We start from the raw sequence: 25,964 nt of genomic DNA on the forward strand, positions 1-25,964 counted from the left end.
CCCGCGGCGGCAGGGATGACCCCGCCGGCCTGTCGGTCGACGTCAGCGACGTGTTGTCTGGATCCCCCGGGCGAGGATTCTTGATCCCGTTCAGGTAACTGGAAGCTGAACGGTCGGTTTTCCCGGCGAATTCGTCGCTCGCACAGTGACAGGTCGCACGGAACTGCGCTTGCAATGCGCAGTAGGGCACGGTTTCAGCCGGTGCGGTCCGGTCCTGTGGAACGACTCCCGAGGTGGCCGGGGTGCGCGCCGGGCCCGCGCGGCCGGGATCGGGCCAGCAGCAGGCCCGCGGTCGCGGCCAGCCAGCCCACGATCATGGCGATCACCGCCTTCTGCGCCAGGCCACGCGGCAGTTCGCGCCACAACGCCAGCACCCAGACCGCCGCGAAGCAGGCCAGCGCCCAGGGCAGCAGCCAGCGTGCCGGGGCCCGCCAGCGGGGATCGTGCCGCAGGCGCAGCGACTGCAGCACCAGGCCGGTGGTCGCGAACAGGAACGCGCCCTGGGCGCTGATGCCGTGCACCAGGCCTTCCAGGGTGCGGTCGGTGCCGGGTATGTCCATCCAGGCATAGGCCGTGGTGGACAGCCCCGCGCCCGCCAGCGCGAAGGCCAGCAGTGGCGCGGCGCTGCGCGCCGGCGCGGGCGCGCTGCGGTACAGTCCCCAGGCCAGGCCGAGCATGGCCATCGCCAGCGCCAGGTACGCGCCCTGCAGCAGCGGGCCCCAGGGGCCGATCAGGTACAGGCTCATCTGGTGCCGCACCGGATCCAGGTCCGGCCGCAGCAGGTGCAGGGCCAGCGCTGCCAGCACGAACACGGCCAGCCCGGCCAGGGCCAGGCGGGGCCAGAGCGGGGCGGACGGGGAATCGGGCATCGTCGGCGGCGGACCGGGCGTGGCGTGGGTGCGCCCCGGCGCCGCGTTCCGTGGCCCTTCGTGCGGCCCTTCGTGCGGTACCGGAACCGCCGCGACGGCCGCGGCGGCATGGTGGCTATGGGTGGACTCGAACCACCGACCCCAGCATTATGAGTGCTGTGCTCTAACCGGCTGAGCTACATAGCCAGATCGATCGCGCCCACGCGGCGGCGAGCCGGTTATTGTCGATGCCGCCGCGGCCGCCGTCAACGCCGGCGCGGCCGCCGGGGCCGGATTGGAAGTTTCACCGCGCCCGTGGCAGAGTCGGACGCAGTGGATTTCTGGAGTCCGCATCGTGATCGATCCGGACGGTTACCGCCCCAACGTGGGCATCGTGCTGATGCACCCGGACGGCCGCGTCTTCTGGGCGCGGCGGGTGCGCCGCGACGGCTGGCAGTTCCCGCAGGGCGGGATGAACAGCGACGAGACGCCGATCGAGGCGATGTACCGCGAACTGCGCGAGGAGACCGGCCTGCTGCCCGAGCACGTGGCCGTGCTCGGCGTGACCCCGGGCTGGTTGCGCTACCGGCTGCCGCGCAACGCCATCCGGCGCAACGACAAGGTGGTGTGCATCGGCCAGAAGCAGGTCTGGTACCTGCTGCAGTTCACCGGGCAGGAAAGCGACCTGCGCCTGGACCTGACCCCCAAGCCCGAGTTCGACCACTGGCGCTGGGTCGACTTCTGGTACCCGGTGAAACACGTGGTGACGTTCAAGCGCGGGGTCTATGCCAGCGCACTGCGCCACCTGGCACCGTTCGCGCGCCAGGTCGCCGGCCCGCAGGCGATCCCCGCGGCGGCCGCCGACCTGTTCGAGCGCAGCCGCCGGCGGCCACGGCGCCGGGTCGGCGGGCACGCGCGCCATCCGGTCCGCGACCAGACCGACTGAACTACCTGAACCGGTCAATCACCTGATTTTCCATGGGATCCGGGCGACCGTCCGGGCCGGCGGTGTGCCGGGGGCTAATGGGACCGATAGTCTTGTTGACAATCATTCTCATGTTGTGGCGCAATAACGGCCCGCTCTCCTCCATCGGCCCACGACCTTGTACGTCTGCATCTGCAACGGGATCACCGACCAGGACATCCGCGCCGCGGCCGAGGCCGGCTGCAGTTCGTTGCCGGAGCTGACGATGCGCACCGGGGTCGGCGCCTGCTGCGGGACCTGCATCGAGACCGCCGGTGCCCTGCTCGAGGCCTGCCGGCCGTCCAGCCCGCCCGCGGCCACCACCGCGCTCGTGGTCCTGTCGCGCGCCGCCTGAACCCGCCCCCCTTCCGCGGCCGCGGATACAAATGCACCCGATTCGTGTTCCGCCACGTGTCCGCGCGTGGCGCTAGAGTGTGGTGTCCCCGTTCCACGCTTGCAGGAGTCCGGCCATGAAGGGCGACGCAGAGGTCATCCGCTATCTCAACAAGGCGCTCTACAACGAGCTGACCGCGATCAACCAGTACTTCCTGCATGCCAAGATGCTGAAGAACTGGGGCCTGGAGGAGTGGGCCAAGCACGAGTACGAGGAATCGATCGACGAGATGAAGCACGCGGACATGCTGTCCGAGCGCATCCTGTTCCTCGAGGGCCTGCCGAACTTCCAGGCGCTGGGCAAGCTGAAGATCGGCGAGACGCCGGTGGAGATCCTGCGCTGCGACCTCGCGCTGGAGCTCGAGGGCATCCCGCTGCTGCGCGAGGCGATCGCGCACTGCGAATCGGTGGGCGACTACGTCAGCCGCAAGCTGCTGGCCGACATCCTCGAGAACGAGGAAGAGCACGTGGACTGGCTGGAGACCCAGCTCGACCTGGTCGAACGCATCGGCGTGCAGAACTACCTGCAGAGCAAGCTCGACGACTGAGCCGCGACGCGCCCGCGCATGCGGGCGCGCCCCGGCTCATCCGCGCGCGCGCGCGTCGCGGCGGGCCAGCAGCTGCTGGCGGGCGCGGGCGAACTCGTTGGAGATCAGCGCCACCGCCACCGCCGGGCGTTCGAGCGAACGCTCGCGCGCGGCCAGCTCCACGCGCTTGGCCGCCGCCGACAGCGACAGCGCCCCGAGGTTGGCGCTCGACGACTTGAGCGAGTGCGCGGCGTCGCGCAGGGCGTCGTAGTCGGGACCGGCGGCGGCGCGTTCGAGCGCCCGGATCAGGCGCGGGCTGTCTTCGAGGAAGACATCGACGAGGCGGTCCACTTCTTCCCCCAGCATCGATTCCAGGTCGTCGAGGACGCTGGCGTCGAGCACCGGGGCCAGCGGACGCCTGGGCGGCTCCGATGGTGCGGCAGGCTGCATGGTGGCGGCTCCGGAAGCAGGCGCCGGGGGCGGGGACGCCGGTGGTGGTGGTGTCGGGGGAACCGGTGGCGCGGCCGCGCGCACGGGCGCGGCGGGCGCATTGGATGGGGACCCGCCAGGCGCCCGGGCGGGCGTGGCCGGCAGGATGGCCGGGCGCGGCGCGGGGGCGGCAGGCGCGGCCGGGGCCGGCGCCGGCTTCGGCGCGCCGGCCCACGACGCCGGCACCACCGGCTCGATCCGGCCGTCGGCGCCCGCGGGCTGGGCCGTGCCGGTGCGGGCGGGCCGTGGCGCCGGCGTGGGTCGGGCGACAGCGGGTGCGGGCGGGGCGGCGTCGGGCGCCGCGGTATCGGGTGGCATGGCGGGGGTGGGTGGTGGCGCCGGCGCGACGGCTGCCGCAGTGGCCGCGGCGGGGGCTGCGTCGCGGTCCGGCGCATCGCTTCTGGCCTCCGCGGTCGGCAGGCCCAGCAGCTGCGGGTCGAGCGAGGTCGAGGTCGGCGCGTCGATGGCGTCCGCACCGGCCGGCCGTCCGGCCAGGTCGGCGAACTCCGGTGGCACCGGGATCTGGTCCGGATCCCACCAGCGGTGCAGGCAGCGTTCGAGTTCGCTGCGGGTGACCGGCTTGGGCAGGTAGTCGTCCATGCCCGCGTCCAGGCACTTCTGGCGGTCGCCGGCCATGGCGTTGGCGGTCATGGCGATGATCGGCAGGCGGCGCCCGTCGCCGTTGGCCGCCTCGGTCTCGCGCCAGCGCTGGGTGGCCGTGTAGCCGTCCATCACCGGCATCTGGCAGTCCATCAGCACGATGTCGTAGCGCGAGGCCGACATGCGCAGCAGCGCGGCCTCGCCGTTGCTGGCGGTGTCGCAGGTGATGCCCAGCACGCCCAGCAGGCGCTGGCCCACCATCAGGTTGACCGGGTTGTCCTCCACCAGCAGCACCCGCGGCTTGCGCGCGGCCAGGCCGTCGGGCGCGGCCGGGGACGGGGTGGCGGCCGGAGTCGCAGCGACGGCCGCGGGCGCCGCGTCCGGCGCGGACTCCCCGGCGGCGGGCGCCTCCGAGGATTCGAACAACGCCGCGCGCAGGTCCGGATCGGGGGCCTGGCGGCTGAGCAGGGTGACGCTGCGCTGCAGTTCGTCGGGCACCGGATCCTCCCCGTAGAGGCAGACCAGCCGGAGGTCGCCGTACACGTTCTGGCGGCCGAGGTTGCGGTGCAGGGCGAGCGCGGTGTTGCGCATGCCCGCCAGGTCGGCCAGCACGATCGAATAGGCCCATGGCGGCCCTTGGTTGGCGGCGTTGCGCAGGCGGTCGAGCGCTTCCTGGGTGGTCTCCACCGAGGTCACGCGCAGGCCCCAGTTGGGCAGCAGCATGCTCAGCCGCAGCCGCAGCCGCGGGTCGCCGCTGAGCAGCAGCAGGCGGCCGCCCTGCTGCGGGCGCTCCTCGGCCTGCATGTCGCCCTGCACCTTGAGCAGCGGGATTTCGAACCAGAACGTGGCACCGAGCCCGGGTTCGGACTCGACCCCGATGCGCCCGCCCATCAGGTCGACGATGCGCTTGGAGATCGCCAGCCCCAGGCCGGTGCCGCCGTACAGGCGGGTGGTCGAGGCGTCGGCCTGGCTGAAGGCCTGGAACAGGCGCGACTGCGCGGCCTGGGAGATGCCGATGCCGGTGTCGCGGACCTCGAAGCGCAGCTGGTGCTGCGACGGCGTCTCGCCGAGCTTGCGCAGCGACACCGTGACTGAACCGCGCTCGGTGAACTTGACCGCGTTGCTGACCAGGTTGCCCAGCACCTGGCGCAGGCGCACCGGGTCGCCGCGCACCGGCAGCCGCACGCCCGGGTCGATCTGCATGTGCAGGCGCAGGCCCTTGCTCTGGGCGGGGCGCTCCATCAGCTGCATCACGCCCTCGAGCAGCTCGCGCAGGTTGAACGCGGTGGTCTCGAGCTCGAGCTTGTCGGCCTCGAGCTTGGAGTAGTCGAGGATGTCGTCGACGATCCGCAGCATCTGCTGCGAGGACAGGTAGGCGGTGCGCACCAGTTCGGCGTGGTCGGGCGCGAGCCTGGCGTGCATCAGCAGGTCGAGCATCGGCACGATGCCGTTGAGTGGGGTGCGGATCTCGTGGCTCATGGTGGCCAGGAACTCGCCCTTGGCCAGCACCGCCGACTCGGCGGCCTGCTTGGCCAGGCGCAGCTCCTGTTCGAGCTGGGCGTGGCGCTCGAGCTCGCGCTGCAGTTCGCCCAGCAGCTGCTCGTCGCGCTGGGTGCGCTCCTGCGCCTCGCGCAGTTCGCGCTCGCGCACGCGGATGTTGTAGAACACCGCGATCGCCGCGAACGCGGCCAGCAGCGCCATCACCAGGGCGACGCCGAGCCATGGGCCGTCCAGTCCCAGCGCATGCAGCGCCATGGTCACCGCGGCGCCACCGGCGGCACCAAGGGTGAACCATCGCAGCATCGCGCTGGAGGGTTGTCTGGTGCTGATCATCCCCATCAGCGTGCGTCCTTACAGGACCGAGTTGTGGAAATCGAATTCGAGCTCGCCCGCGGGCCGCTGCACCAGGTTGCCCTGGATGAAGTCGACCCCGGTCATCCACAGCGTCGCGGCCGACTGCGCGTCCTCCACCTGCTGGCCGATCACCTGCAGCCCGAGCCGGTGCGCGTGGTCGATCGCGCTGCGCATCTCGTCGCGCACCGCCGGCTCGTGCAGCTGGCTCGAGTAGCGCGCCGCCAGGCGCACGTAGCCCAGCGGCAGCTGGCCGAGCAGGGCATTGGCCTCGGGACCGTAGCTGTACTGGCTCAGGCACAGCTGGACGCCGCCGGCCACCATCTCGCGGCAGAACTCCTGCAGCGACAGCGCGTGCACCAGCGCGTCCTCCTGGCGCACGTCCACCACCAGCGAGCCGCCGTCCACGCCGGCCTCGGCCAGCGACTGGAGCAGCCACTGCGCGTGGCCCTGGTGGGCGAGGGTGGTCGGGGCCTGGGTCACGAACAGGCGCAGGGCGCGGTTCTCCAGCTTCTGCCGCCGCAGCGCGCCGATCGCGATCTCCATCACCCGCCGGTCGACGTCGATGGTGGCGCCGATCCGCGCCGCCGCGGCCAGCACCTGGCCGGCCGCGTGTTCGATGCCCTGCGAGTCGCGCATCCGCAGCAGCACCTGGAACTGGGCCTCGTTGCCGCCGGCCACCGCGACGATCGGCTGGAACGCGGTCTGCAGCCCCCCGGTCGCCAGTGCGTCGCGCAGTTCCTCGGCCAGCGCCGCCAGCGCCTGGTCCTCGACCGGCACCGGCCGCTCCCAGGCGGCGATGCCATGGACGTGCCCGCGCGCCGCGCGCAGCGCCTCCTCGGCTGCCGAGAGCGCATGGCCGGGGTCGTCGAAGCGCTGCGCCAGGTCGGCGAAGCCGACCACCGCGCGCAGCCGCAGCTGTTCCTCGCCGACCGCGAACACGTGCCCGCCCAGCCCGTCGCGCAGCTGGCGCGCGAACGCGGGCTGGGCGCCGGACGCCAGGCCGGTGGCCAGGACCAGGAAGGTATTGTCGTTCAGGCGCGAGGCGGCGTGCTCGCCGGCGATCTCGCCCAGGCGCCGGCCCGCGTCGGTGAGCAGCGTTTCCAGCGCCGCGTAGCCGAAGCGGTCGCGCAGGGCGGCCACGCCGGCGATCTCGACGAAGAACACCGCCCCGTCGCCGCCCCCGGGCACGGTGGCGTTGAGCATCTGCAGCATCTGCGGCCGGGTGTGCAGCCCGGTGGCCGGATGCCGGTGGCTGGCCCCGGCCGGCGACTGCAGGGCGCGCGCACGCACGATCCGGTTCTGCACCGCCGAAACCAGGTGCTTGGGTCGCACCGGCTTGCGCAGGAAGTCGTCCGCGCCCAGGTCCAGGGCCTCGAACCGGCGCTCGGGGTCCTCGTCGCCGGTCAGGAACACGATCGGGGTGGTGGCGAATTCGGGCCGTTGGCGGATCAGCGCGGTCAGCTCGGCGCCGTCCAGGCCGGGCATGTGCAGGTCCATCAGCACCAGGTCGGGGCGCAGCTGCTCCAGCGCGCCCATCACCTCGCTGGTGACCGATACCACCTGGGCCTGCATGCCTGCGCCATTGAGCACGCTTTCGGCGAACAGGGCCTGGCTCGGGTCGTCCTCGACCACCAGCACGCGCCAGGGCTCGGCCTGCTGGCCGGGGGCGGCGGCGGGCGGCGGCGCGACCTGGGCCGGGGCCGGGGGCGGGTCGGCGCGCGGCGGCTCGGGCGGCGCCGCGTCCCCGCACCAGCGGCGCCAGTACCCGGCCGGCGGGAATTCCGCGCGTTGGCGATTGTCGGCGTCAGACACCGCGGAAACCTTGCCGGAAAGGACGTGCACGGGCAACCGCGCACGTGCGGCACGACGGATGATCGGGCGGGTAGCCTGCCTGCGCAGCCACGCGAATCGTTCCACTCCCCCTGGGCCGGGCATTATCGCCCAAGCGCGCGCACCCCCACGACAGCCGGTGCCTCTGGACGCGCCGCCGGTCGGCGGGGCCGCGATCCGGACGCGGCCGGGCGCTCAGGGGGCCGCCGGCCGCGGCGCCCGCCGGAACAGCCGCCGCCACGCCCACCAGAGCAGCAGGAGCAGGCCGACGCCCAGGGTGACCACCACGCCCAGCACCAGCCACGGCCAGGTCCACATCAGGCCCAGCGCGCCGACCACCATCACGTCCTCGGTGGCCGAGGCGGTCCAGTTGCTCACCGGCTCGGGCGAGATGTTGAGCAGGGCGCGCGAACCGGCCTTGACCGCGTGGCTGGCCAGCGCCACGCCGGCGCCGGTCGCCAGCATGCCGGCTCCGAGTTTGCCATCGGGCGAGAGCGCGGCGGCGGCGAGGAAGGCGCCGGCCGGGATCCGCGCCAGGGTCTGCAGCAGGTCCCAGGCCGAGTCCACGCCCGGGATCTTGTCGGCCAGGAACTCGGCCAGCGCCAGGATGCCGGACACGCCCAGCACCCAGGGCGAGGTGGTGGCTTCGAGCGCCGGCGGCAGGTCCAGCCAGCCCAGCACGCCGGCCAGGCCCACGCCGAACACGGTCAGGTAGGCGCGGACCCCCGCCAGCCAGGCCAGCAGCACGCCGATGGCGAACAGGTGGGCTTCGGACATGGGCACTCCTCGCGGGCGGGCGGCGACCTTCGGCGCCTGCGGTCGGAGTATAGGGCGCGCCTTGACGCGGGCGCCGGCGCGTCGCTATACCGGCGCGATGACCGAGCCTCCATCCAGCCAGGCGGACGAGCGGCCCGCCGGGCGCGAGGAACGGGCGCCGGGGCCGGCCGAGGTGGTGCCGTCCTCGCCGGCCGGCTACGCCGTGCTGGCGGTGTTCGTGGCCGCCATCCTGTTCGGCCTGTGGGGGGTGTGGACCACGGTGGCGCGCTCCGGCCCCGGCGGGGAACTGGACGCGGCCGCCGCCCGGGCGCGGATCGAGGCGCTGGAACAGGAGGTCGCCACCCTGGCGCGCTCGGACCAGATCAGCCGCGATGCCAACCGCGACCTGCAGGGCGCCCTGGCCGAGCGCGAGGAGGAGATCTCGGCGCTGCGCGCGGACGTGGCGTTCTACGAGCGTTTTGTCGGGTCCACCGCGCAGCGCCGCGGGCTGGCGGTGCACGAGCTGGTCCTGACGCCGCGCACCGGGCAGGCCTGGCACTACACGGTCACCCTGACCCAGAACCTGAACCGCGGCGCGGTGAGCAGCGGCCGCCTGACGCTGGCGGTGGAAGGCACCCGCGAGGGACGCCTGGAGCGGCTGGACTGGGCCGCGCTGCGGCAGCAGCCCGACGCGGAGGGGGTGGAGTACTCGTTCAAGTACTTCCAGCAGCTCGAGGGCGAGGTGGTGCTGCCGCCGGGCTTCGAGCCGCTGCGGGTGGTGGCGCGGCTGGCGCCCACCTCCGGCAAGCCGCTGGAGAAGACCCTGGCCTGGCAAGAGGCCGTGCAGGCGCCGGCGCCGGCGGCCGAATGAACGCTGCGTGCCGGGCCCCGGCTTGAAGTCGCGGCGGCCGCGCCCCATCCTGATCCCATGTCTTCGCCCGCTCCCGACTATCTCGCGCTGCAGCGTCCGCTGGAATTCACCCCGGCGGCGGCCAGCAAGGTCCGCGAACTGATCGCCGAGGAAGGCAACCCGGCGCTCAAACTGCGCGTCTACATCCAGGGCGGCGGCTGTTCCGGCTTCCAGTACGGCTTCGAGTTCGACGAACAGCAGGCCGAGGACGATCTGGCGATCACCACCGACGGCGTGACCATGGTGGTCGATCCGCTCAGCCTGCAGTACCTGATGGGCGCGACGGTGGACTACGCCGAGAGCCTGCACGGCGCCCAGTTCACGATCCGCAACCCGAACGCCAGGTCGACCTGCGGCTGCGGGTCCTCGTTCGTCGTCTGACGGCCATGGCCGGCGCGACCCCGGGCTTCGCCTTCGTCGAAGGCGCGCTCGACCGCGCCGAATTCCTGCGCACCCGTGGCGACCGCCTGGCGGAGCTGTGGCCCGATGCGCGGCTGCTGCGGCTCGACGCGGACGGGCGCGCGCTGTGCGCGACCGGCGGCGCGCCGGTGGACGAGCGCGGCGCGGCGCATCCGGCGCTGCAGGCCGAGGCGGTGCTGCTGGGCATGGAGGGCGGTCGGGCCTGGTTCGCCGCGCCCGATCCCGCCACCGACCCCGGCGCGCCGCGCGTGGACCTGCGCACCGCCGCCGCGAGCTGGCCGGTGCGCGAGGCCACCGCCTTCGCCCAGGCGCGCGCGGTGCTGCACTGGCGCGCGCGCCACCGTCATTGCGGCGCCTGCGGCGCACGGCTGCGCTTCGAGCGCGCCGGCTGGCTCGGGCGCTGCGAGGGCTGCGCCAGCGAGCACTACCCGCGCACCGACCCGGCCGTCATCGTGGCCGTCACCGACGGCGAGCGCCTGCTGCTCGGGCGCCAGGCCGACTGGCCGCCGCGGCGCTACTCGACCCTGGCCGGCTTCGTCGAGCCGGGCGAAACGCTGGAGCAGACCGTGGTGCGCGAAGTGTTCGAGGAATCGGCGGTGCGCGTGCGCCGCTGCCGCTACCTGGCCTCGCAGCCCTGGCCGTTCCCCTCTTCGCTGATGCTGGGCTTCATCGCCGAGGCCGAGCCGGACGTGCCGCGCCCCAGCGACGAGGAGCTCGAGGACGCGCGCTGGTTCACCCGCGAGGAGGTGGGCGACGCACTCGAAGGACGCACGCGCGAACAGGGCCTGCTGCTCTCGCCGCGGCTGTCGATCTCGCGCTGGCTGGTCGAATACTGGCACCGGGGCGGCGCGGCGTGAGCGCGGACGCGGCCGCGCGGCGGCCCGGATTCGCCGGGCATCGCCGCGGCCCCTAGAATCGGCCCATGTTCGCCACCCTGCTCGCGGTCGTCGTGGCGCTGGTGCTCGGGCACCTGGCGCGCGAGCTGACTGCCCTGCTGCGCCACTACGGCTGGTTCGAGGGCTGGCTGGACTGGCTGCGCGCGCGCCTGGGCGAGGGCGGCGTCCTCGCCGGCCGCTGGGGCCTGGTCCTGGCCCTGGGTCCGCCGCTGCTGCTGGTGGCCCTGCTGCAGTGGCTGCTCGATGGCGTGCTGTTCGGACTCCCGGGATTGCTGTTCGCGGTGGCGGTGCTGTTCCACGCCTGGGGCCCGCGCGACCTGGACCGCGACGTCGAGGACGTCGTGGAGGCGCCCGATGGCGACGGCCGCCGCGCCGCCGCCGCGGCGCTGTGGCCGGAGAGCCGCAGGGACCAGGCCAGCCTGCGTCCGCCGGCGCTGGTGGGCGCGGTCGCCGGGGCCGCGCTGCGGCGCTGGTTCGGCGTGCTGCTGTGGTTCGCCCTGCTCGGTGCGGTGGGCGCGCTGCTCTACCGCCTGGCCGCGGTCGCCGCCGAGGAGGCAGTGGCCGCGCGCCTGCCCCCCGCGCTGGCCGGGGCCGCGCGCACCCTGCTCGCGGTGCTCGACTGGCCGGCGGCCCAGCTGGCGACGTTGTCGCTGGCCCTGGTGGGCAACTTCGACGCGGTACTCGAGGCCTGGAAGGAGGCTGGCGGCGCCGACCTGCGCCTGGACGCCGGCTTCCTCGCCGCCGCCGCGCGCGCCAGCGTGCGCAGCGAGATCGCCGACGAGGCGGAGGAGTACGCCGGGGCCGGCGTGCCGCCCGGCAGCGCGCTGGTGCTCGAACTCGGGCCGCTGCCGGAACTGCGCGACGCGATGAGCCTGTTCCGGCGCAGCCTGCTGCTGTGGCTGGCGGTGATCGCGCTGTTCGTGATCGCCGGCTGGGTCAGCTGAGCGCGGACCTCGCGCTCAGGCCCGGTCGCCACGCAGCGCGCGCACCTTCGCTTCCAGCTGCTGCGCGGTCACGTCCGGATCGGTGATCGGCGCGTCCGCCATCACCACCACGTGGGCACGGAAGCGCCGCGGCACCCGCATCCGCCCCAGCCGCGAGTCGCGCCGGCTCCACATGCTGGCCCACATCCCGCACAGCGCCATCGGCACCACCGGCACCGGACGCCCGGCCTCGGCCGCGCGGCGCACGATCCGTTCCACGCCCGGCTTGAACGGCGCGATGTCGCCGTCCCGGGTCAGCGCGCCTTCGGGGAAGATGCCGATGATCCCGCCTTCGGCCAGGGCCGCATCGATCGCATCGAAGGCGCGCTCCATCAGCGCCGGGTCCTCGCGCGCGCCGGCGATCGGGATCGCGCGCGCGGTGCGGAAGATCCAGCGCATCACCGGCACGTTGAAGATCTTGTGGTACATCACGAACCGCACCGGGCGCGGGATGGTCGCGGCCAGGATCAGCGCGTCCATGTAGCTCACGTGGTTGCACACGATAAGCGCCGGGCCCTCGTCGGGCACGTGCTTCTCGATCCCGTGCAGCTCCAGCCGGTACAGCGTGCGCACCATCAGCCAGCTGACGAAGCGCATCGCGAATTCGGGCACGATGGTGAAGATCCAGATCGCGACCAGCGCGTTGGCGATCGCCAGCGCCAGGAACAGCTGCGGGATGCTCCAGCCCAGCAGCTGCTGCACGGCGATGCCGATCAGGGCCGCGGCGACGATGAACAGCGAGTTCTGGATGTTCATGCCGGCGATCACCCGCGCCAGCTCGCCCCGCGGCGTGCGGCTCTGGATCAGCGCGAACAGCGGCACCACGAAGAAGCCGGTGAACATGCCGATGCCGGTGAGGTCGGCCACGATCCGCCAGCTGCCCGGCGCGTCGAGGAACTCCCGCACCGACAGCCCCGCCGCCAGCGCCGCACCGGGGCGGGCGAAGTACAGGTCGAGCATGAAGGCGCTCACGCCCAGCGCGCCCAGCGGCACCAGGCCGATCTCCACCGTGCGCCCGGACAGCTTCTCGCACAGCAGCGAACCGGCGCCCACGCCGATCGAGAACAGGGCCAGCGCGAAGATGTACAGCGCCTGGGTACCGCCGAGGTTGGCCTCGGCGTACATCGGCAGCTGCGCGGTGAGCACGGTGCCGATGAACCAGAACCAGGACACGCCCAGCACCGCGTTGCGCACCGCCAGCTGGCGCCGGGTGAGCTTCCAGATCCGCCAGGACTGGCGCAGCACGTTCCAGTCGATCCCGAGCGCCGGATCGCCTGCCGGCACCCGCGGGATCCTGCGCGCGACCAGGTTGCCGGCCACGGCCAGCAGGATGATCGCCACCGCGGCCACGTAGGGCCCCGACGCGCCGGCGAGCAGGAAGATCGAGCCGCCCGCGACCATGCCCAGCAGGATCGAGATCGAGGTGCCCATCTCGACCAGGCCGTTGCCGCCGGTCAGCTCCTCGGGCGCGAGCACCGAGGGCAGGATCGAATACTTCACCGGGCCGAACAGCGTGGACTGCAGGCCGGTGCAGAACAGCGCCACCAGCAGCAGCGGCATGTTCTGCAGCACGAAGCCGACCGCGGCCAGCGACATGATCGCGATCTCCATCGTCGTGGTGATCACGATCAGGCGCTGCTTCTCCAGCTTCTCCGCGATCTGGCCGGCAGTGGCCGAGAACAGGAAGTAGGGCAGGATGAAGATCGCCGGCGCGAGCTGGGTGTAGAGCGCGCGCGTCCCGGTCGAGATCGTGCCGGCGATGGCCATCGCGCCGAGCAGGCCGATGATCGCCTGGCGGTAGACGTTGTCGTTGAACGCGCCCAGCGCCTGCACCGTGAAGTACGGCAGGAAGCGGCGCTGGCGCAGCAGGTCGAACTGCGAATGGTGGTTGGGCGCGTCGTGCCCGGGCTCGTGCGCCATGCGTCCTCCGTGGGCTGGCGCCGAGTGTAGCGGGCCGTCGCTGCCCGGCGCACCGCGGGCCCGCCCGCGCCGGTGCGTTCCGGCGTTGGCCACGCCGCCCTCCGGCCGGGTTGCTAGAGTGGCCGCGTCCCCGCCCGGTGGAGCGCGCCATGTCCACGCCCCTGATGCCCGCCGCCTTCCTCGGCCACGGCTCGCCGATGAATGCGCTCGAACGCAACCGCTACACGCAGGCCTGGCGCGCGTTCGGCGCCTCGGTGCCGCGGCCGCGCGCGATCCTGGCGATCTCCGCGCACTGGTACGTGCCGATGCTGGCGGTGACCGCGATGCCGCGCCCGCGCACGATCCACGACTTCTTCGGCTTCCCGCCCGAGCTGTTCGCCGTGCAGTACCCGGCGCCGGGCCTGCCGGACCTGGTGGAGGAGGTGGCCGACCTGGCCAGGCCCGACCGGGTTGGCGCCGACCGCGACAGCTGGGGCCTGGACCACGGCACCTGGTCGGTGCTGGTGCATGCCTTCCCCGATGCCGACATCCCGGTGGTGCAGCTCTCGCTCGATACCCGCAAGCCGCTGGACTGGCACCTGGAGCTGGGCGCGAAGCTGTCCGCGCTGCGCGAGCGCGGGATCCTGGTGGTGGGCAGCGGCAACGTGGTCCACAACCTGCGCGCGATCGACTGGCAGCGGCCCGACGCCGGCTTCGATTGGGCCCACCGCTTCGACGAGCGTGCGCGCCAGCTTATGCGCGAGGCGCCGCACGAGGTGCCGTCGCTGTCCGCCCATCCCGACTACCGCGCGGCGGTGCCGATCACCGACCACTTCCTGCCGCTGCTGTACGTGGCCGGGATGGCCGCCGCGGCGCAGCGGCCGGCGTCCACCCTGGTCGAGGGCTACAGCTACGGTGCGCTGTCGATGACCGCGTATGCGCTGGAGGCGCGTTGCCCCGATGCGACGACCGGCGGAGGCGGCGCGGCCCCGCTCGCGACCAGCCTGCCGCCGGACGCGGCCAACGTCTGAGGCCGCGCGCGCTCAGCCGATGCGCGGCTGCGCCGCGAACCAGGGCGCGAGCCTGCGCAGCGCCTCCTCGACATGGGCCGTGGCCGGCGCGAAGCTGAAACGGATGTAGCGGTGGCCGTCGACCGGGTCGAAGTCGACGCCTGGCGCCAGCGCCACCCCGGTCTCCTCCAGCATCCGGGTGCAGAAGGCGAGGCTGTCGCTGGTCAGGTGGCCGACATCGGCCCACAGGTAGAACGCGCCGTCGGGCGGCGCGATGCGTTCCAGGCCCAGCGTCGGCAATGCATCAAGCAGCAGGGCGCGGTTGCGCGCGTACGTGGCGCGGTGCGCTTCGAGCTCGTCCGTGCAGTCCATCGCCACCAGCGCCGCCTGCTGGCTGGGCGAGGGCGGGGTCAGGAACAGGTTGCCGGCATGGGCGCGCGCGGTGTCGACCAGGCCCGGCGGCACCAGCAGCCAGCCCAGGCGCCAGTCCACCATGCTGTAGTACTTGGAGAAACTGTTGACCACGAGCGCGTCGGGCGCGTACTCGAGGATGGAGTGCGCCGGACGGGTGTAGTGCAGGCCGTGGTAGATCTCGTCCGAGACCAGCACGATGCCGCGCTCGCGGCAGACGCGCGCGATCTCCGAAAGTTCGTCGCCGGGGATGATCGTGCCGGTGGGATTGGCGGGGCTGGCGAGGATCACGCCGGCCGGCGCGGGGTCCAGCGCCGCGATCGCCGCGGCCGAGAGCTGGTAGCGCGTCCCGGGCCCGCAGCCGATCTCGAGCGGCACCAGGTGCGCGGCGCGCGTGGTGTTGCGGTAGGCGACATAGCCCGGGCGGGCGAACGCGATCCGGTCGCCGGCTTCGAAGCGCGCCAACAGCGCAAGCAGCAGCGCGGGCGAGGCACCGCAGGTGAGGATGATGCGCTCGGGATCCACGTCCACGCGGTAACGCTCGCGGTAGTGGCGGGCGATGCGCGCGCGCAGCGGCTCGCTTTCCCAGTAGCCGGGCGGATCGCGATCGAGCGCCTCGCGCACCGCGGCCAGCGCCGCGGCCGGCGCGGGCGTGGACGGCTGCCCGAACTCCATGTGCACCACCGGCCGGCCGGCGGCTTCCAGCCTGCGCGCCAGCTGGCTGATGGCGATCGCGCGGAACGGTTCGACGCGACCGCCCATGCTCAATGCCCCCGTTCGCGCTCGATCGCGCGCCAGCCGATGTCGCGGCGGCAGAAGGCGTGCTCCCAGGAGATCGCGTCGACCCCGGCGTAGGCGCGGCGCTGGGCGTCGGCCACGGTGTCGCCGAGCGCGGTCACGCACAGCACGCGGCCGCCGGCGCTGACCACGCGGCCGTCGCCGTCGAGCGCGGTGCCGGCATGGAACACCTTGACGTCGTCCGGCACCGCGTCCAGCCCGGCGATCGGATCGCCGGTGACCGGGGGGCCGGGGTAGGGCCGCGCGGCCATCACCACGCCCAGCGACGGCCGCCGGTCCCACACCGCCTCGGTGCTGTCCAGGCGGCCGTCCAGCGCGGCCTCGACCAGGTCCACCAGGTCCGACTGCAGGCGCAGCAGCACCGGCTGGGTCTCCGGATCGCCGAAGCGCACGTTGAACTCGATCACCTTCGGCGCGCCGTCGGCGCCGACCATCAGGCCCGCGTAGAGGAAGCCGGTGAACGGCGTGCCGTCGGCGGCCATGCCGTCCACGGTCGGCTGCACGACCTCGCGCATGATCCGCTCGTGCACCTCGGGCGTGACCACCGGCGCCGGCGAGTACGCGCCCATGCCGCCGGTGTTGGGGCCGGTGTCGCCGTCGCCCACGCGCTTGTGGTCCTGGCTGGTGGCCATCGGCAGCGCGGTGCGGCCGTCGACCATCGAGATGAAGCTCGCCTCCTCGCCTTCGAGGAACTCCTCGACCACCACCCGCGCGCCGGCGTCGCCGAACGCGTTGCCCGAGAGCATGTCGCGCACCGCGGCCTCGGCCTCGGCCAGGGTCATGGCCACGACCACGCCCTTGCCCGCGGCCAGGCCGTCGGCCTTGACCACGATCGGCGCGCCCTTGTCGCGGATGTAGGCCAGCGCCGCGTCCACGTCGGTGTGCACCGCGTACAACGCGGTGGGGATGCCGTGGCGCTTGAGGAAATCCTTGGCGAAGGCCTTGCTGCCTTCGAGCCTCGCGGCCGCGGCGGTGGGCCCGAAGATGCGGCGGCCGGCGGCGCGGAAGCGGTCGACCACCCCTGCCACCAGCGGCACCTCGGGGCCGACCACGGTCAGCGCCACGTCCTCGGCCTCGGCCAGCTCCAGCAGGCCGTCGAGGTCGTCGGCCCTCACCGGCGCGTTGCGGCACTGCGGCTCGGCGGCGGTGCCGGCATTGCCCGGCGCGACGATGACCTCGGACACCCGCCGCGACTGCGCCAGCTTCCACGCCAGCGCGTGCTCGCGCCCGCCCGAACCGATGACGAGGATCTTCATGCGCACCTATCCGTTGATCTGGTCTGAGTGTAAGCCCGCCGGGTCAGGGGCGGTTCGCGCCCGCGGCGCGAATCGGGGCGGACGCGCGGGCGGCATCAATGGCGGAAATGGCGCACGCCGGTGAACACCATGGCGATGCCGTGCTCGTCGGCGGCGGCAATCACCTCGGCATCGCGCATCGAGCCGCCCGGCTGGATCACTGCCTTGATCCCGGCCTGCGCCGCGGCGTCGATCCCGTCGCGGAACGGGAAGAACGCATCGGAGGCCATCACCGAGCCTTCCACCACCAGGCCGGCGTCGGCGGCCTTGATGCCGGCGATGCGGGCCGAGTACACCCGGCTCATCTGTCCGGCGCCCACGCCGATCGTGCGGTGGTCCTTCGCGTACACGATCGCGTTGGACTTGACGAACTTCGCGACCTTCCATGCGAACAGCAGGTCGTCGAACTGCTGTCCGGTCGGCGCCAGCTTCGTGACGACCCTGAGTTCGTCGCGGGTCACCACGCGGTCGTCGGCGGTCTGCATCAGCAGGCCCGAGCCCACGCGCTTGACGTCGATGAAGCCGGGCGACGGCGGCGCCATCGGGATCCGCAGCACGCGCACGTTGGCCTTCTTCTTCGCGTACTCGAGCGCGCCCTCGTCGTAGTCGGGCGCGATCAGCACTTCGACGAACTGGCGGTCGAGGATGGTCTTCGCGGTGGCCGCGTCGAGCGTGCGGTTGAAGGCGAGGATGCCGCCGAAGGCGCTGGTCGGGTCGGTGGCGTAGGCCAGTTCGTAGGCCTGGCCGACGTCGGCGGCCACGGCCACGCCGCAGGGGTTGGCGTGCTTGACGATCACGCAGGCCGGGGCGTCGAACTGGCGCACGCATTCCCAGGCCGCGTCGCTGTCGGCGATGTTGTTGTAGCTCAGCTCCTTGCCCTGCAGTTGGGTGAAGGTCGCCAGCGACCCCGGCGCGGGATGCAGGTCGCGGTAGAACGCGGCCTGCTGGTGCGGGTTCTCGCCGTAGCGCAGGTCCATGACCTTGACGAAACTGCCGTTGGCCTGGGCGGAGAACGGCGCGCGCACCGGGACGTCGCCGGACGCGTCGGTGATCGCGGACAGGTAGTTGCTGATCGCCGCGTCGTACTGGGCCACGCGGTTGAACGCGGCCACCGACAGGGCGAAGCGGGTGGCGGCCGACAGCCGGCCGTCGTTGGCCTCGAGTTCGGCCAGCAGGCCGGCGTACTGGTCGGGCGAGGTCGTGACGGCGACGCGGGCGAAGTTCTTGGCCGCGCTGCGCAGCATGGCCGGGCCGCCGATGTCGATGTTCTCCACCGCCTCGGCCAGGGTGCAGCCGGCGTTCGCCGTGACCTGCTCGAACGGATACAGGTTCAGCACCAGCAGGTCGATCGGGGCGATGCCGTGCTCGGCCATCACCGTGTCGTCGGTGCCGGCGCGGCCCAGCAGGCCGCCGTGCACCACCGGGTGCAGGGTCTTGACCCGGCCATCCATCATTTCCGGGAAGCCGGTCGCCTCGCTCACGTCCTTGACCGGCAGCCCGGCCTCGCGGATCGCGCGCGCGGTGCCGCCGGTGGACAGCAGTTCGATGCCGCGCGCGGACAGCGCACGGGCCAGGTCGACCAGGCCGGTCTTGTCGGAAACGGACAGCAGCGCCCGTCGCACGGGCAGGAGGTCGGCGGTCATCGTGGCTCGCGGCGGGAAACGGGGGGCGGGAATTATAGCCGCCGCGTCCGCCCGGCCGTGGCCCCGCGGGGCGTCAGGCGATGCCGTACTCGCGTAGTTTCTTGCGCAACGTCGAGCGGTGGATGCCGAGCATGGTGGCGGCGCGGCTCTGGTTGCCGTCGCAGTGCTCGAGCACTTCCAGGAACAGCGGGATCTCCAGCTCGCGCAGCGCGATCTGGTAGAGGTTGTCGGTGCTGTGGCCGTTGAGATCGCCCAGGTAGCGGCGCACCGAACTGGCGACGTGGTCGCGCAGCGGTGCGCGCGGTGCGCTGCGGGCGGTGCTGTCGGTGTGCTCCGGGACGTTCAATGGTAGCTCGGTGGCCGGTGCGACGCGGCGTGCGGCCTCGCCGCGGGCGGACGAGTCTAGCGCCATGCGGTCGCAGCGGACAATGCGAATTCGACCAGGGGCGCACCGCGTCCATGTTGCGGCGCGTCGAAGCGACGCGTGCGCGTGGCGCGTCAGGGACGGAAGTCGAAGGTGTAGGACACGGTCGCGACGGACGGTTCCAGGACGTCGAACGCGACGTCGACCGACTGTCCCGGTTCGAGCAGCGTGCCGCGCGTGGCGCCCAGGTACTCGTGCGGCTCGAATGCGCGCGCGGCCACCGCGCGCCCGTCCACGTCCGAGAGCACCAGCAGCAGCCGCGGCCAGGCCTGTGCCCAGCGCGCGTCGTTGCGGAAGCGGGCGCGTACCCGCAGCAGGGCGCCGTGGTCGGGATCGGGCCGCACCTCGCGCGAGAGCAGCACGATCGCCGCGGGCTCGCGCCAGACCGGGACCTCGCAGCCGAGCAGTCCGCAGGTGGCGACCACCAGCGGCCGCCAGCCGGCGTCGGCGGCCAGGCGCTCGCGGTCGGCGAGCACGAGCTGCAGCGCCAGCAGCAGGACCAGTGAGACGACCACGGCGATGACGCCGATGCGCCGGCGCGGCGTGGCGTTGGCCGCGTCGGTGGTCCGCGCGCGGCCGAACGCCGGTCGGGAACCCGGCGGCGTGGAAGGCGCCACGGTCCCGGCGGCGTGTCCGGTGGCCGCGGCTGCGGGAGGCTCGCCGCCAGCGGCCGCGGCCGTGGTCCCGGCTCCGGATTCCGGTTCGGGCCCCGATCCGGCGGCGGGCGCGGACGCGGGTTCGGCGCCTGGCGCCGGTGCAGGGGCGGGCGCGGATGCGCGTGCCGGGGCGGGGGGCGGCCGGGTCCCGGGTCCGGGCCGCAGCGGGGGGTGCCCGGGGGGCGGGCCGGGCGTGTCCGCCGCCGGTCCCGGAAGTGGTGCGTCCGGTGGGGACGCGACGGCCGGCGCCTCCGACGCGCCGGGCGCGGTGGGCGGTTCGCCGTCCGCATCGGCCGCGGTCGGCGGGGCGGGGATGCCGCCCGTCCCGGCATCGGCCGGGATCGATGCCGGCGCGGCTTGCCCGGGAGCGGCCGCCGGCGCGCGCACCGGCGCCGTGCCCGCGGCCGCGGCCGGCGCGGCCGCCGGTCCTGGCGGCGGCTCCAACGGCGCGGGCGCCGCATCGGCCCGCCGCAGCACGCCGCGGCAGCGCGGACAGTGCTCGGGCGGCAGGTCGGTGGCCGGATCGGTGGCGACCAGCGCGTGGCAGTGCCGGCAGTTGATGAACATGGCGCTATTCAACCACGCCGCGGTGCGGCGAAACGCCGGCGGCGGCTCAGCGCCGGATGCCGTCGATCCGCACCCAGTCGCCCTCGATGGCCACGTCGAGGGCATCGAACCATTCGGCGTAGCGCCGCAGCAGCGCGTCCTGCTGTCCATCGAGGATTCCCGACAGCGCGATGCGCCCGCCCGGCGCGGTGCGCGCGGCGAGCACCGGCGCGAGTGCGTCCAGCGCCGAGGCCAGGATGTTGGCGACCACCACCGGGTAGCGCTGCTGCGGTGCCTGCTCCGGCGCCCAGGCGCGCAGGCGGTTGGCCAGGCCGTTGCGTCCGGCGTTGTCCAGGGTGGCCTGCAGCGCCTGCGGATCGTTGTCTACCGCGTCGGCGCCTGCGGCGCCCAGGGCCAGGGCGGCCAGGGCCAGGATGCCGCTGCCGCAGCCGAAATCCAGCACGCTCGCGCCCTGCAGCCGGCCCGCGCCGGCGAGCGCGTCGAGCCAGCGCAGGCACAGTGCGGTGGTGGGATGGGTGCCCGACCCGAACGCCAGGCCCGGGTCCAGCCGCACCACCGCCGCGTCGTCGGCGCGCGCCGCGTCGGGCAGGGCGTGGTCCCAGGGCACGATCCAGGTGCGCGCGCCGAAGCGCAGCGGCGCGTACTGGTCCATCCACGCGCGTTCCCAGTCCTGATCGGCGACCACGCGGAACGAGGCGCCGCGCCAGTCCAGGGCCGGATCGAAGGCGTCCAGCGCGGCCAGCAGCAACAGCCCGTCGGCATCGGCCGGGAACAGCGCGCTCAGCGCGATCTCATCCCACAGCGGGGTTTCGCCCACGCCCGGTTCCAGGATCGCGCGTTCGTCGCTGGTGCCGGCCTCGGCATCGAGCAGGGTCACCGCCAGCGCGCCGACGTCCTCGAGTGCGTGCTCGCGACGTGGCTGCTCGGACTGCGGGCAACGGATGGTGAGTTCGAGGAACGGCATCGCGGCAGTCTAGCGCCGTGCGCGCACGCAAGCGCGAAAAGGCATCCCGTATACTGGCGCGCCACGCGTCGGGACCGGCGAGGTACCGCGCCCTTCCGACGACGAGCCGACCCGATGCGCGAAGACGCCCCGATGCCGGCAGGCGAGTCCCGATGGTTCGAATCCGGCTGGTACCGGATGTCCATCGCATCGTCCCCGCCGGATGCCGCTTCCCTCGTGCTGCGCCGCGACGAGCCCGGCGCGCGGGTACAGCGCTACCCGATGCTGGCCACCGGCGATGGCGCCGAAGGCATCGTCGCGATCGCGCAAGGCCACTGGACGGTGGCGGCCGCCGCGCCCGGCGTGGACGTGCGCTGCGAGGCGCTCGACCGCGGCGCCGCACTGCGCGCGATGTGGAGGGTGGTGGCCGGTGCCGGTGCCGCGTCGCGGTTGGCGGCGGCATGGCGGTTGCTGCGCGCCCTGCCGCGCGGGCCACGCGGCGTGGCCGAGGCGCTGGTCGCGGCCTACCAGCGCGAACTGCTGTTGCGCGCCGGATCGCGCGCCGGCGCGCAGGTGGTGCGCTACCGCCGCGCGCCCTGGCCCGCGCGCGCCGAACCGGCATTGCTGGCGCCCGGCAGGGCCGATGCGCCGGCCGCGCCGGGGGCGGTCGACGCCGCGGACCTGGGCCTGGCGCGGGTGCCCGACTGGCTGCCGATCGAGGCGGGCTGGTACCTGCTGGACCTGGACTGCCGCGCCGCCGACGGCCAGGTGCATTCGCTGCTGCTGCAGCCCGACCGCGGCCACGGGCCGGCGCCCGACCGGGGCCTGGTGCTGCCGGACGCGGCCGGCAGCGGCCGCCAGCGGCTGCTGCTGGTGCTCGACGCGCCGGCGCGCGGGCTGTGGCTGCGCACGGCGTGGCGCAACACGCAGCTGCAGGTGCAGGCGTTCTCGCTGGTCCGGGTCGGGCGGCTGCGCGCGCTGCGGGAACTGCTACGCGGCTGTGCCGCACGCACCGGCGGGTCGTGGTGGACGCACGCCGCGGGCTTCGCGGGCCAGGTACGGGCACAGGGCGTAGCGACGGCCGCCGGCGCCCTGCTGCGCCGCTACAACGAACTGCACGGGATCGGGATGGATCCCTACGCGGCCTGGGTGCGCTGCTTCGACACCCCGGGGCCGGCCGAACTGGCGCGGATGCGCGAACGCGCCGCGGCGCTGGGGCAGGGGCCCACCTTCTCGGTCCTGGTGCCGGTCTACAACACCCCCGAACGCTGGCTGCGGCGCTGCATCGACAGCGTGCGCGCGCAGGCCTACCCGCACTGGCAGCTGTGCATCGCCGACGATGCTTCGCCGGACCCGGCGGTGGCCCGGGTGCTGGAGGAGTACGCCGCGCTCGACCCGCGCATCCAGGTGGTCCGGCGCGAGCGCAACGGACACATCGCGCGCGCGTCCAATACCGCGTTGGAGATGGCGACCGGCGAGTTCGTCGCGCTGCTCGACCACGACGACGAGCTGCGCCCGAACGCCCTGCTGGAGATGGCAGAGGCGATCGTGGCCGACCCGGGACTGGAACTGCTGTACTCGGACGAGGACAAGCTCGACGCCCACGGCCGCCGCTTCGATCCCTATTTCAAGCCGGACTGGAACCCGGACCTGCTGCGCAGCCAGAACTACGTCTGCCACCTGACCGTGGTCCGCACCGCCCGGGTGCGCGCGGTGGGCGGCTTCCGCCCGGGGTTCGAGGGCAGCCAGGACCACGACCTGGTCCTGCGCTGCAGCGAAGGGCTCGAGCCCGCGCGCATCCGCCACCTGCCCAGGGTGCTCTACCACTGGCGCGCCATCGAGGGCTCGACCGCACTCACACGCGAGGCCAAGGACTACGCCGGCGCCGCCGGCGCGCGTGCGGTCGACGAGCATCTCGCGCGCTGCCACCCCGGCGCCCGCGCCAGCGAACTGTCCCACGGCCACTACCGGGTGCACTGGCCGCTGCCCGATCCCGCGCCGCGGGTCAGCCTGCTGGTGCCCACCCGCGACCGCGCCGACCTGCTGCGCACCTGCGTGGAGAGCCTGCTCGCGCGCACCGATTACCCCGACTTCGAGGTGGTGGTGGTCGACAACGGCTCGACCGAGCCCGACGCCCTGGCCTGCCTGGACGAACTGGGTCGCCGCGACCGTGTGCGCGTGCTGCGGTACGACGCCCCGTTCAACTATTCGGCGATCAACAACTGGGCCGCCGCGCAGTGCGATGGCGAGGTGCTGGGCCTGGTCAACAACGACATCGAGGTGATCACCCCCGGCTGGCTGCGGGAGATGGTGTCGCACGCGGTGCGCCCGGAGATCGGCGCGGTCGGCGCGATGCTGTACTACCCGGACGACCGCATCCAGCACGCCGGCGTGGTGCTGGGCATCCACGGCGTGGCCGCGCACGTGTATTGCGGCATGCCGCGTGGCTATCCCGGCCACGGCGGGCGGGCGCGCGTGGCCCAGCAGCTGTCGGCGGTCACCGCCGCCTGCATGGTGGTGCGGCGCGAGGTGTTCGAGCGCGTGGGCGGGCTCGACGAGTCGCTCCAGGTCGCCTTCAACGACATCGACTTCTGCCTGCGCGTGCGCCAGGCCGGCTACCGCAACCTGTGGACCCCGTTCGCCGAGCTCTACCACCACGAGTCGGCCTCGCGCGGGACCGAGGACAGCCCCGGGAAGCGCGCCCGCTTTGCCGGCGAGGTCGAGGCCATGCTGCGCCGCTGGGGCCCCTTGCTGCAGGCCGACCCGGCCTGGAACCCCAACCTGTCGCTGTCGAGCCTCAACGCCGACTACGCCTTCCCCCCGCGCGGCTGAGCCCGCGCCCCCGGGCGCCTGCGCGACGGCGGCGCGGAAAGCAGCATTGCGCGCCGGTTGATCCGGTTTTTACCCGGCGCTGGCACAATAGCACGGACCCCTGAACCGAATGGAGATCGCCGTGGCCTTTACCCTCCCCAAGCTTGCGTACGCCTACGACGCGCTCGAGCCGCACATCGACGCGCAGACGATGGAAATCCACCACACCAAGCACCACCAGACCTACATCAACAACGCCAATGCGGCGCTGGAAGGCACGCAGTGGGACGGCAAGAGCGCCGAGGAGATCATCTCCAACCTCGACGCGCTGCCCGAGGACAAGCGCGGCCCGCTGCGCAACAACGCCGGCGGCCACGCCAACCACTCGCTGTTCTGGACGGTGATGTCGCCCAATGGCGGCGGCAACCCGGTCGGCGAGGTGGCCAGGCGCATCGACAGCGACCTGGGCGGCTTCGACGCCTTCAAGGACGCCTTCACCAAGGCCGCACTGACCCGCTTCGGCAGCGGCTGGGCGTGGCTGACGGTGGACGGCTCGGGCAAGCTCGCGGTCGAGAGCACCGCCAACCAGGACAGCCCGCTGATGAAGGGCATCGCCTCGGGCAACACCCCGATCCTGGGCCTGGACGTGTGGGAGCACGCCTACTACCTGAAGTACCAGAACCGCCGTCCCGACTACATCGCCGCGTTCTACAACGTGGTCGACTGGAACGAGGTCGAGCGCCGCTACCAGGAGGCGGTGAAGGGCTGACCGGCGGGTTCCGCCGCCAGCCACGCGACGGGCCGCGCAAGCGGCCCGTTCCGTGTCCGGCCGCCGCGTCCGCGGCAGGTCCGCCGGCGTCGCGGCGGGCGGGCGGCGGGGCCGGCATACGGCCCGGCACCGGACCGTCACGGTGGCCGCCTTCGGGGCGGGGCTAGAATGGCCCCATGTCGATGCCGTCTTCCTTCGCCAACCAGCTGCTGGTCGCGTTGCCCACCCTGGCCGACCCGGGCTTCGCGCGCTCGGTTGCACTGATCTGCCAGCACGACGACGACGGCGCGATGGGGGTGGTGGTGAACCGCGCCTCGGAATACACGCTGGGCGAGGTGCTGCGGCAGATGGACATTCCCTGCGAGGATCCCGCGCTGCTCGAGCAACGGGTGCTGGCCGGCGGGCCGGTGCATCCCGAGCGCGGCTTCGTGGTCCACGACGGCGCGCGGCCCTGGGATTCCTCGCTGGAGGTCGCCGACGGACTGTGGGTCACCACGTCGCGCGACATCCTCGAGGCGCTGGCCGGGGGCGACGGGCCGGAACATGCCGCCGTCGCGCTCGGCTGCGCGGGCTGGGGCGCGGGCCAGCTGGAATACGAGATCGGCGAGAACAGCTGGCTCACCGCGCCGGTGCGCCGCGAGATCCTGTTCTCGCTGCCGCTCGACCAGCGCTGGCAGGCCGCCGCTGGCGGCATCGGCGTGGACATGATGCGCATGGCCGGGCACGTGGGCCACGCATGAGCGCCGGCGCGATCCGCGCCGACGGCACGGTGCTGGGTTTCGACGTGGGCGCGCGCCGGATCGGGGTGGCGATCGGCAGCCCGTACGGCGCCGGCGCACGTGCGCTGGCGGTGGTGGACGTGCACGACGGGCGCGTCGACTGGCCGGCGATCGACCGCCTGCATCGCGAGTGGCGTCCGGAGGCGATGGTGGTCGGCGACCCGATGACGCTCGACGGCGGCGACCAGCCGATCCGCGCCCGCGCCCGCGCGTTCGCGGCCGAACTCAAGGCGCGCTACCGGCTGCCGGTGGCGATGGTGGACGAGCGCAGCAGCTCGATCGAGGCGGCGCAGCGCTTCGCTGCCGAGCGCGCCGAAGGCCGCCGCCGACGCCGCGACGCCGCGGCGCTGGACGCGGTGGCCGCGGCGGTGATCGTCGAGCGCTGGTTCGCCGCCCCCGGGGACGCGACCCTGCTCTAGCGGCCGCCGGTCCGGCCCGGCCGGACGCCGCGCCAGGATGCGTCGGAGGGCACCGGATGCGGGACAATAG

The 25,964-nt window shown here is 73.4% G+C and carries 23 protein-coding genes and 1 tRNA gene; 12 read left to right on the top strand and 12 right to left on the bottom strand.

Annotated elements, in window-relative coordinates; genetic code table 11:
- Nucleotides 1-194: 194 nt before the first annotated feature.
- Nucleotides 195-869 carry a DUF998 domain-containing protein gene (locus FQY79_RS09425; RefSeq protein ID WP_146312670.1) on the bottom strand — a complete coding sequence of 225 codons (675 nt, stop codon included), beginning with the start codon at nucleotides 867-869 and terminating at the stop codon, nucleotides 195-197.
- A 109-nt stretch (nucleotides 870-978) separates the two neighbouring features.
- Nucleotides 979-1,055, bottom strand: a tRNA-Met gene (locus FQY79_RS09430).
- A 148-nt stretch (nucleotides 1,056-1,203) separates the two neighbouring features.
- Between FQY79_RS09430 and FQY79_RS09435 the strand changes: the two genes are divergently transcribed.
- The 3 genes from FQY79_RS09435 to bfr all read left to right on the top strand — a co-directional run bounded on the left by FQY79_RS09435 (nucleotide 1,204) and on the right by bfr (nucleotide 2,753).
- Entirely contained in the window at nucleotides 1,204-1,794 is a 591-nt protein-coding gene (locus tag FQY79_RS09435) for an RNA pyrophosphohydrolase (RefSeq protein WP_146312671.1), read from the top strand.
- A 157-nt stretch (nucleotides 1,795-1,951) separates the two neighbouring features.
- The gene (locus FQY79_RS09440) at nucleotides 1,952-2,167 is read left to right on the top strand and encodes a (2Fe-2S)-binding protein (RefSeq protein WP_146312672.1); all 216 of its coding nucleotides are present in this window, start codon (nucleotides 1,952-1,954) and stop codon (nucleotides 2,165-2,167) included.
- Nucleotides 2,168-2,282: 115 nt separating this feature from the next.
- Nucleotides 2,283-2,753 carry a bacterioferritin gene (bfr, locus tag FQY79_RS09445; protein ID WP_146312673.1) on the top strand — a complete coding sequence of 157 codons (471 nt, stop codon included), beginning with the start codon at nucleotides 2,283-2,285 and terminating at the stop codon, nucleotides 2,751-2,753.
- Between the two features lie 36 nt (nucleotides 2,754-2,789).
- Here the strand turns inward: bfr and FQY79_RS15890 are convergent, their stop codons facing one another.
- From FQY79_RS15890 to FQY79_RS09460, 3 genes are all read right to left on the bottom strand, one after another.
- On the bottom strand, nucleotides 2,790-5,660 hold the full coding sequence (locus FQY79_RS15890; protein ID WP_425463200.1) for a hybrid sensor histidine kinase/response regulator: 2,871 nt from the start codon (nucleotides 5,658-5,660) through the stop codon (nucleotides 2,790-2,792).
- A 12-nt stretch (nucleotides 5,661-5,672) separates the two neighbouring features.
- Nucleotides 5,673-7,487 (bottom strand): EAL domain-containing response regulator, encoded by a 1,815-nt coding sequence (locus tag FQY79_RS09455; protein WP_246123071.1) that lies wholly within the window; start codon nucleotides 7,485-7,487, stop codon nucleotides 5,673-5,675.
- Nucleotides 7,488-7,700: 213 nt separating this feature from the next.
- Nucleotides 7,701-8,282 carry a DUF4126 domain-containing protein gene (locus FQY79_RS09460; protein WP_146312675.1) on the bottom strand — a complete coding sequence of 194 codons (582 nt, stop codon included), beginning with the start codon at nucleotides 8,280-8,282 and terminating at the stop codon, nucleotides 7,701-7,703.
- 97 nt (nucleotides 8,283-8,379) lie between these two features.
- Between FQY79_RS09460 and FQY79_RS09465 the strand changes: the two genes are divergently transcribed.
- The 4 genes from FQY79_RS09465 to FQY79_RS09480 all read left to right on the top strand — a co-directional run bounded on the left by FQY79_RS09465 (nucleotide 8,380) and on the right by FQY79_RS09480 (nucleotide 11,431).
- Entirely contained in the window at nucleotides 8,380-9,132 is a 753-nt protein-coding gene (locus FQY79_RS09465; RefSeq protein ID WP_246123072.1) for a DUF6776 family protein, read from the top strand.
- 57 nt (nucleotides 9,133-9,189) lie between these two features.
- Nucleotides 9,190-9,552, top strand: coding sequence for an iron-sulfur cluster insertion protein ErpA (erpA, locus tag FQY79_RS09470; protein WP_146312676.1), 363 nt, complete (start codon nucleotides 9,190-9,192; stop codon nucleotides 9,550-9,552).
- A gap of 5 nt (nucleotides 9,553-9,557) precedes the next feature.
- Nucleotides 9,558-10,448 (top strand): NAD(+) diphosphatase, encoded by an 891-nt coding sequence (gene nudC, locus FQY79_RS09475; RefSeq protein WP_146312677.1) that lies wholly within the window; start codon nucleotides 9,558-9,560, stop codon nucleotides 10,446-10,448.
- Nucleotides 10,449-10,513: 65 nt separating this feature from the next.
- Complete coding sequence (locus tag FQY79_RS09480; protein ID WP_146312678.1) at nucleotides 10,514-11,431, top strand: hypothetical protein; 918 nt, start codon at nucleotides 10,514-10,516, stop codon at nucleotides 11,429-11,431.
- 15 nt (nucleotides 11,432-11,446) lie between these two features.
- Here FQY79_RS09480 and FQY79_RS09485 read toward each other — a convergent pair whose 3' ends face one another.
- Complete coding sequence (locus tag FQY79_RS09485; RefSeq protein WP_146312679.1) at nucleotides 11,447-13,390, bottom strand: MFS transporter; 1,944 nt, start codon at nucleotides 13,388-13,390, stop codon at nucleotides 11,447-11,449.
- A gap of 149 nt (nucleotides 13,391-13,539) precedes the next feature.
- Here FQY79_RS09485 and ygiD point away from each other — a divergent pair, with 149 nt between their 5' ends.
- A complete protein-coding gene (ygiD, locus tag FQY79_RS09490) occupies nucleotides 13,540-14,400 on the top strand; it encodes a 4,5-DOPA-extradiol-dioxygenase (protein WP_246123073.1) in 861 nt (286 codons plus the stop codon).
- 12 nt (nucleotides 14,401-14,412) lie between these two features.
- Here ygiD and FQY79_RS09495 read toward each other — a convergent pair whose 3' ends face one another.
- From FQY79_RS09495 to prmA, 6 genes are all read right to left on the bottom strand, one after another.
- Complete coding sequence (locus FQY79_RS09495) at nucleotides 14,413-15,552, bottom strand: pyridoxal phosphate-dependent aminotransferase (protein WP_146312680.1); 1,140 nt, start codon at nucleotides 15,550-15,552, stop codon at nucleotides 14,413-14,415.
- A gap of 2 nt (nucleotides 15,553-15,554) precedes the next feature.
- Nucleotides 15,555-16,844, bottom strand: coding sequence for a phosphoribosylamine--glycine ligase (gene purD, locus FQY79_RS09500; RefSeq protein WP_146312681.1), 1,290 nt, complete (start codon nucleotides 16,842-16,844; stop codon nucleotides 15,555-15,557).
- A 95-nt stretch (nucleotides 16,845-16,939) separates the two neighbouring features.
- Complete coding sequence (gene purH, locus FQY79_RS09505) at nucleotides 16,940-18,526, bottom strand: bifunctional phosphoribosylaminoimidazolecarboxamide formyltransferase/IMP cyclohydrolase (protein ID WP_146312682.1); 1,587 nt, start codon at nucleotides 18,524-18,526, stop codon at nucleotides 16,940-16,942.
- A 73-nt stretch (nucleotides 18,527-18,599) separates the two neighbouring features.
- Nucleotides 18,600-18,938 (bottom strand): DNA-binding transcriptional regulator Fis, encoded by a 339-nt coding sequence (gene fis / locus FQY79_RS09510; protein ID WP_146312683.1) that lies wholly within the window; start codon nucleotides 18,936-18,938, stop codon nucleotides 18,600-18,602.
- A gap of 86 nt (nucleotides 18,939-19,024) precedes the next feature.
- On the bottom strand, nucleotides 19,025-19,567 hold the full coding sequence (locus tag FQY79_RS09515) for a DUF3426 domain-containing protein (RefSeq protein WP_146312684.1): 543 nt from the start codon (nucleotides 19,565-19,567) through the stop codon (nucleotides 19,025-19,027).
- Nucleotides 19,568-20,219: 652 nt separating this feature from the next.
- Nucleotides 20,220-21,137: a 50S ribosomal protein L11 methyltransferase gene (prmA, locus tag FQY79_RS09520; RefSeq protein WP_146312685.1), complete on the bottom strand. Its 918-nt coding sequence runs from the start codon at nucleotides 21,135-21,137 to the stop codon at nucleotides 20,220-20,222.
- Nucleotides 21,138-21,251: 114 nt separating this feature from the next.
- On the opposite strand from prmA, the gene FQY79_RS15625 reads away from it, so the two are divergent.
- The 4 genes from FQY79_RS15625 (at nucleotide 21,252) to ruvX (ending at nucleotide 25,894) form a co-directional block, all read left to right on the top strand.
- Nucleotides 21,252-23,948 (top strand): glycosyltransferase family 2 protein, encoded by a 2,697-nt coding sequence (locus tag FQY79_RS15625; RefSeq protein WP_246123074.1) that lies wholly within the window; start codon nucleotides 21,252-21,254, stop codon nucleotides 23,946-23,948.
- Between the two features lie 121 nt (nucleotides 23,949-24,069).
- Nucleotides 24,070-24,696 (top strand): superoxide dismutase, encoded by a 627-nt coding sequence (locus tag FQY79_RS09530; protein WP_146312686.1) that lies wholly within the window; start codon nucleotides 24,070-24,072, stop codon nucleotides 24,694-24,696.
- Between the two features lie 176 nt (nucleotides 24,697-24,872).
- Nucleotides 24,873-25,436 (top strand): YqgE/AlgH family protein, encoded by a 564-nt coding sequence (locus FQY79_RS09535; RefSeq protein ID WP_146312687.1) that lies wholly within the window; start codon nucleotides 24,873-24,875, stop codon nucleotides 25,434-25,436.
- Nucleotides 25,433-25,894: a Holliday junction resolvase RuvX gene (ruvX, locus tag FQY79_RS09540; RefSeq protein WP_146312688.1), complete on the top strand. Its 462-nt coding sequence runs from the start codon at nucleotides 25,433-25,435 to the stop codon at nucleotides 25,892-25,894. Before FQY79_RS09535 ends, ruvX begins: the two co-directional genes overlap by 4 nt.
- The last annotated feature ends 70 nt before the right edge of the window (nucleotides 25,895-25,964 follow it).

The organism is Luteimonas wenzhouensis, from assembly GCF_007859305.1.
Classification (GTDB): domain Bacteria; phylum Pseudomonadota; class Gammaproteobacteria; order Xanthomonadales; family Xanthomonadaceae; genus Luteimonas; species Luteimonas wenzhouensis.

Coding starts and splice junctions, on each gene's coding strand:
- FQY79_RS09535 (WP_146312687.1), top strand. CDS start 24,873: ATGTCGATGCCGTCTTCCTTCGCCAACCAGCTGCTGGTCGCGTTGCCC.
- FQY79_RS09460 (WP_146312675.1), bottom strand. CDS start 8,282: ATGTCCGAAGCCCACCTGTTCGCCATCGGCGTGCTGCTGGCCTGGCTG.
- FQY79_RS09480 (WP_146312678.1), top strand. CDS start 10,514: ATGTTCGCCACCCTGCTCGCGGTCGTCGTGGCGCTGGTGCTCGGGCAC.
- purH (WP_146312682.1), bottom strand. CDS start 18,526: ATGACCGCCGACCTCCTGCCCGTGCGACGGGCGCTGCTGTCCGTTTCC.
- ygiD (WP_246123073.1), top strand. CDS start 13,540: ATGTCCACGCCCCTGATGCCCGCCGCCTTCCTCGGCCACGGCTCGCCG.
- nudC (WP_146312677.1), top strand. CDS start 9,558: ATGGCCGGCGCGACCCCGGGCTTCGCCTTCGTCGAAGGCGCGCTCGAC.
- FQY79_RS09425 (WP_146312670.1), bottom strand. CDS start 869: ATGCCCGATTCCCCGTCCGCCCCGCTCTGGCCCCGCCTGGCCCTGGCC.
- erpA (WP_146312676.1), top strand. CDS start 9,190: ATGTCTTCGCCCGCTCCCGACTATCTCGCGCTGCAGCGTCCGCTGGAA.
- FQY79_RS09465 (WP_246123072.1), top strand. CDS start 8,380: ATGACCGAGCCTCCATCCAGCCAGGCGGACGAGCGGCCCGCCGGGCGC.
- ruvX (WP_146312688.1), top strand. CDS start 25,433: ATGAGCGCCGGCGCGATCCGCGCCGACGGCACGGTGCTGGGTTTCGAC.
- purD (WP_146312681.1), bottom strand. CDS start 16,844: ATGAAGATCCTCGTCATCGGTTCGGGCGGGCGCGAGCACGCGCTGGCG.
- FQY79_RS09485 (WP_146312679.1), bottom strand. CDS start 13,390: ATGGCGCACGAGCCCGGGCACGACGCGCCCAACCACCATTCGCAGTTC.
- FQY79_RS09495 (WP_146312680.1), bottom strand. CDS start 15,552: ATGGGCGGTCGCGTCGAACCGTTCCGCGCGATCGCCATCAGCCAGCTG.
- FQY79_RS15890 (WP_425463200.1), bottom strand. CDS start 5,660: ATGGGGATGATCAGCACCAGACAACCCTCCAGCGCGATGCTGCGATGG.
- FQY79_RS15625 (WP_246123074.1), top strand. CDS start 21,252: ATGCGCGAAGACGCCCCGATGCCGGCAGGCGAGTCCCGATGGTTCGAA.
- fis (WP_146312683.1), bottom strand. CDS start 18,938: ATGGCGCTAGACTCGTCCGCCCGCGGCGAGGCCGCACGCCGCGTCGCA.
- prmA (WP_146312685.1), bottom strand. CDS start 21,137: ATGCCGTTCCTCGAACTCACCATCCGTTGCCCGCAGTCCGAGCAGCCA.
- bfr (WP_146312673.1), top strand. CDS start 2,283: ATGAAGGGCGACGCAGAGGTCATCCGCTATCTCAACAAGGCGCTCTAC.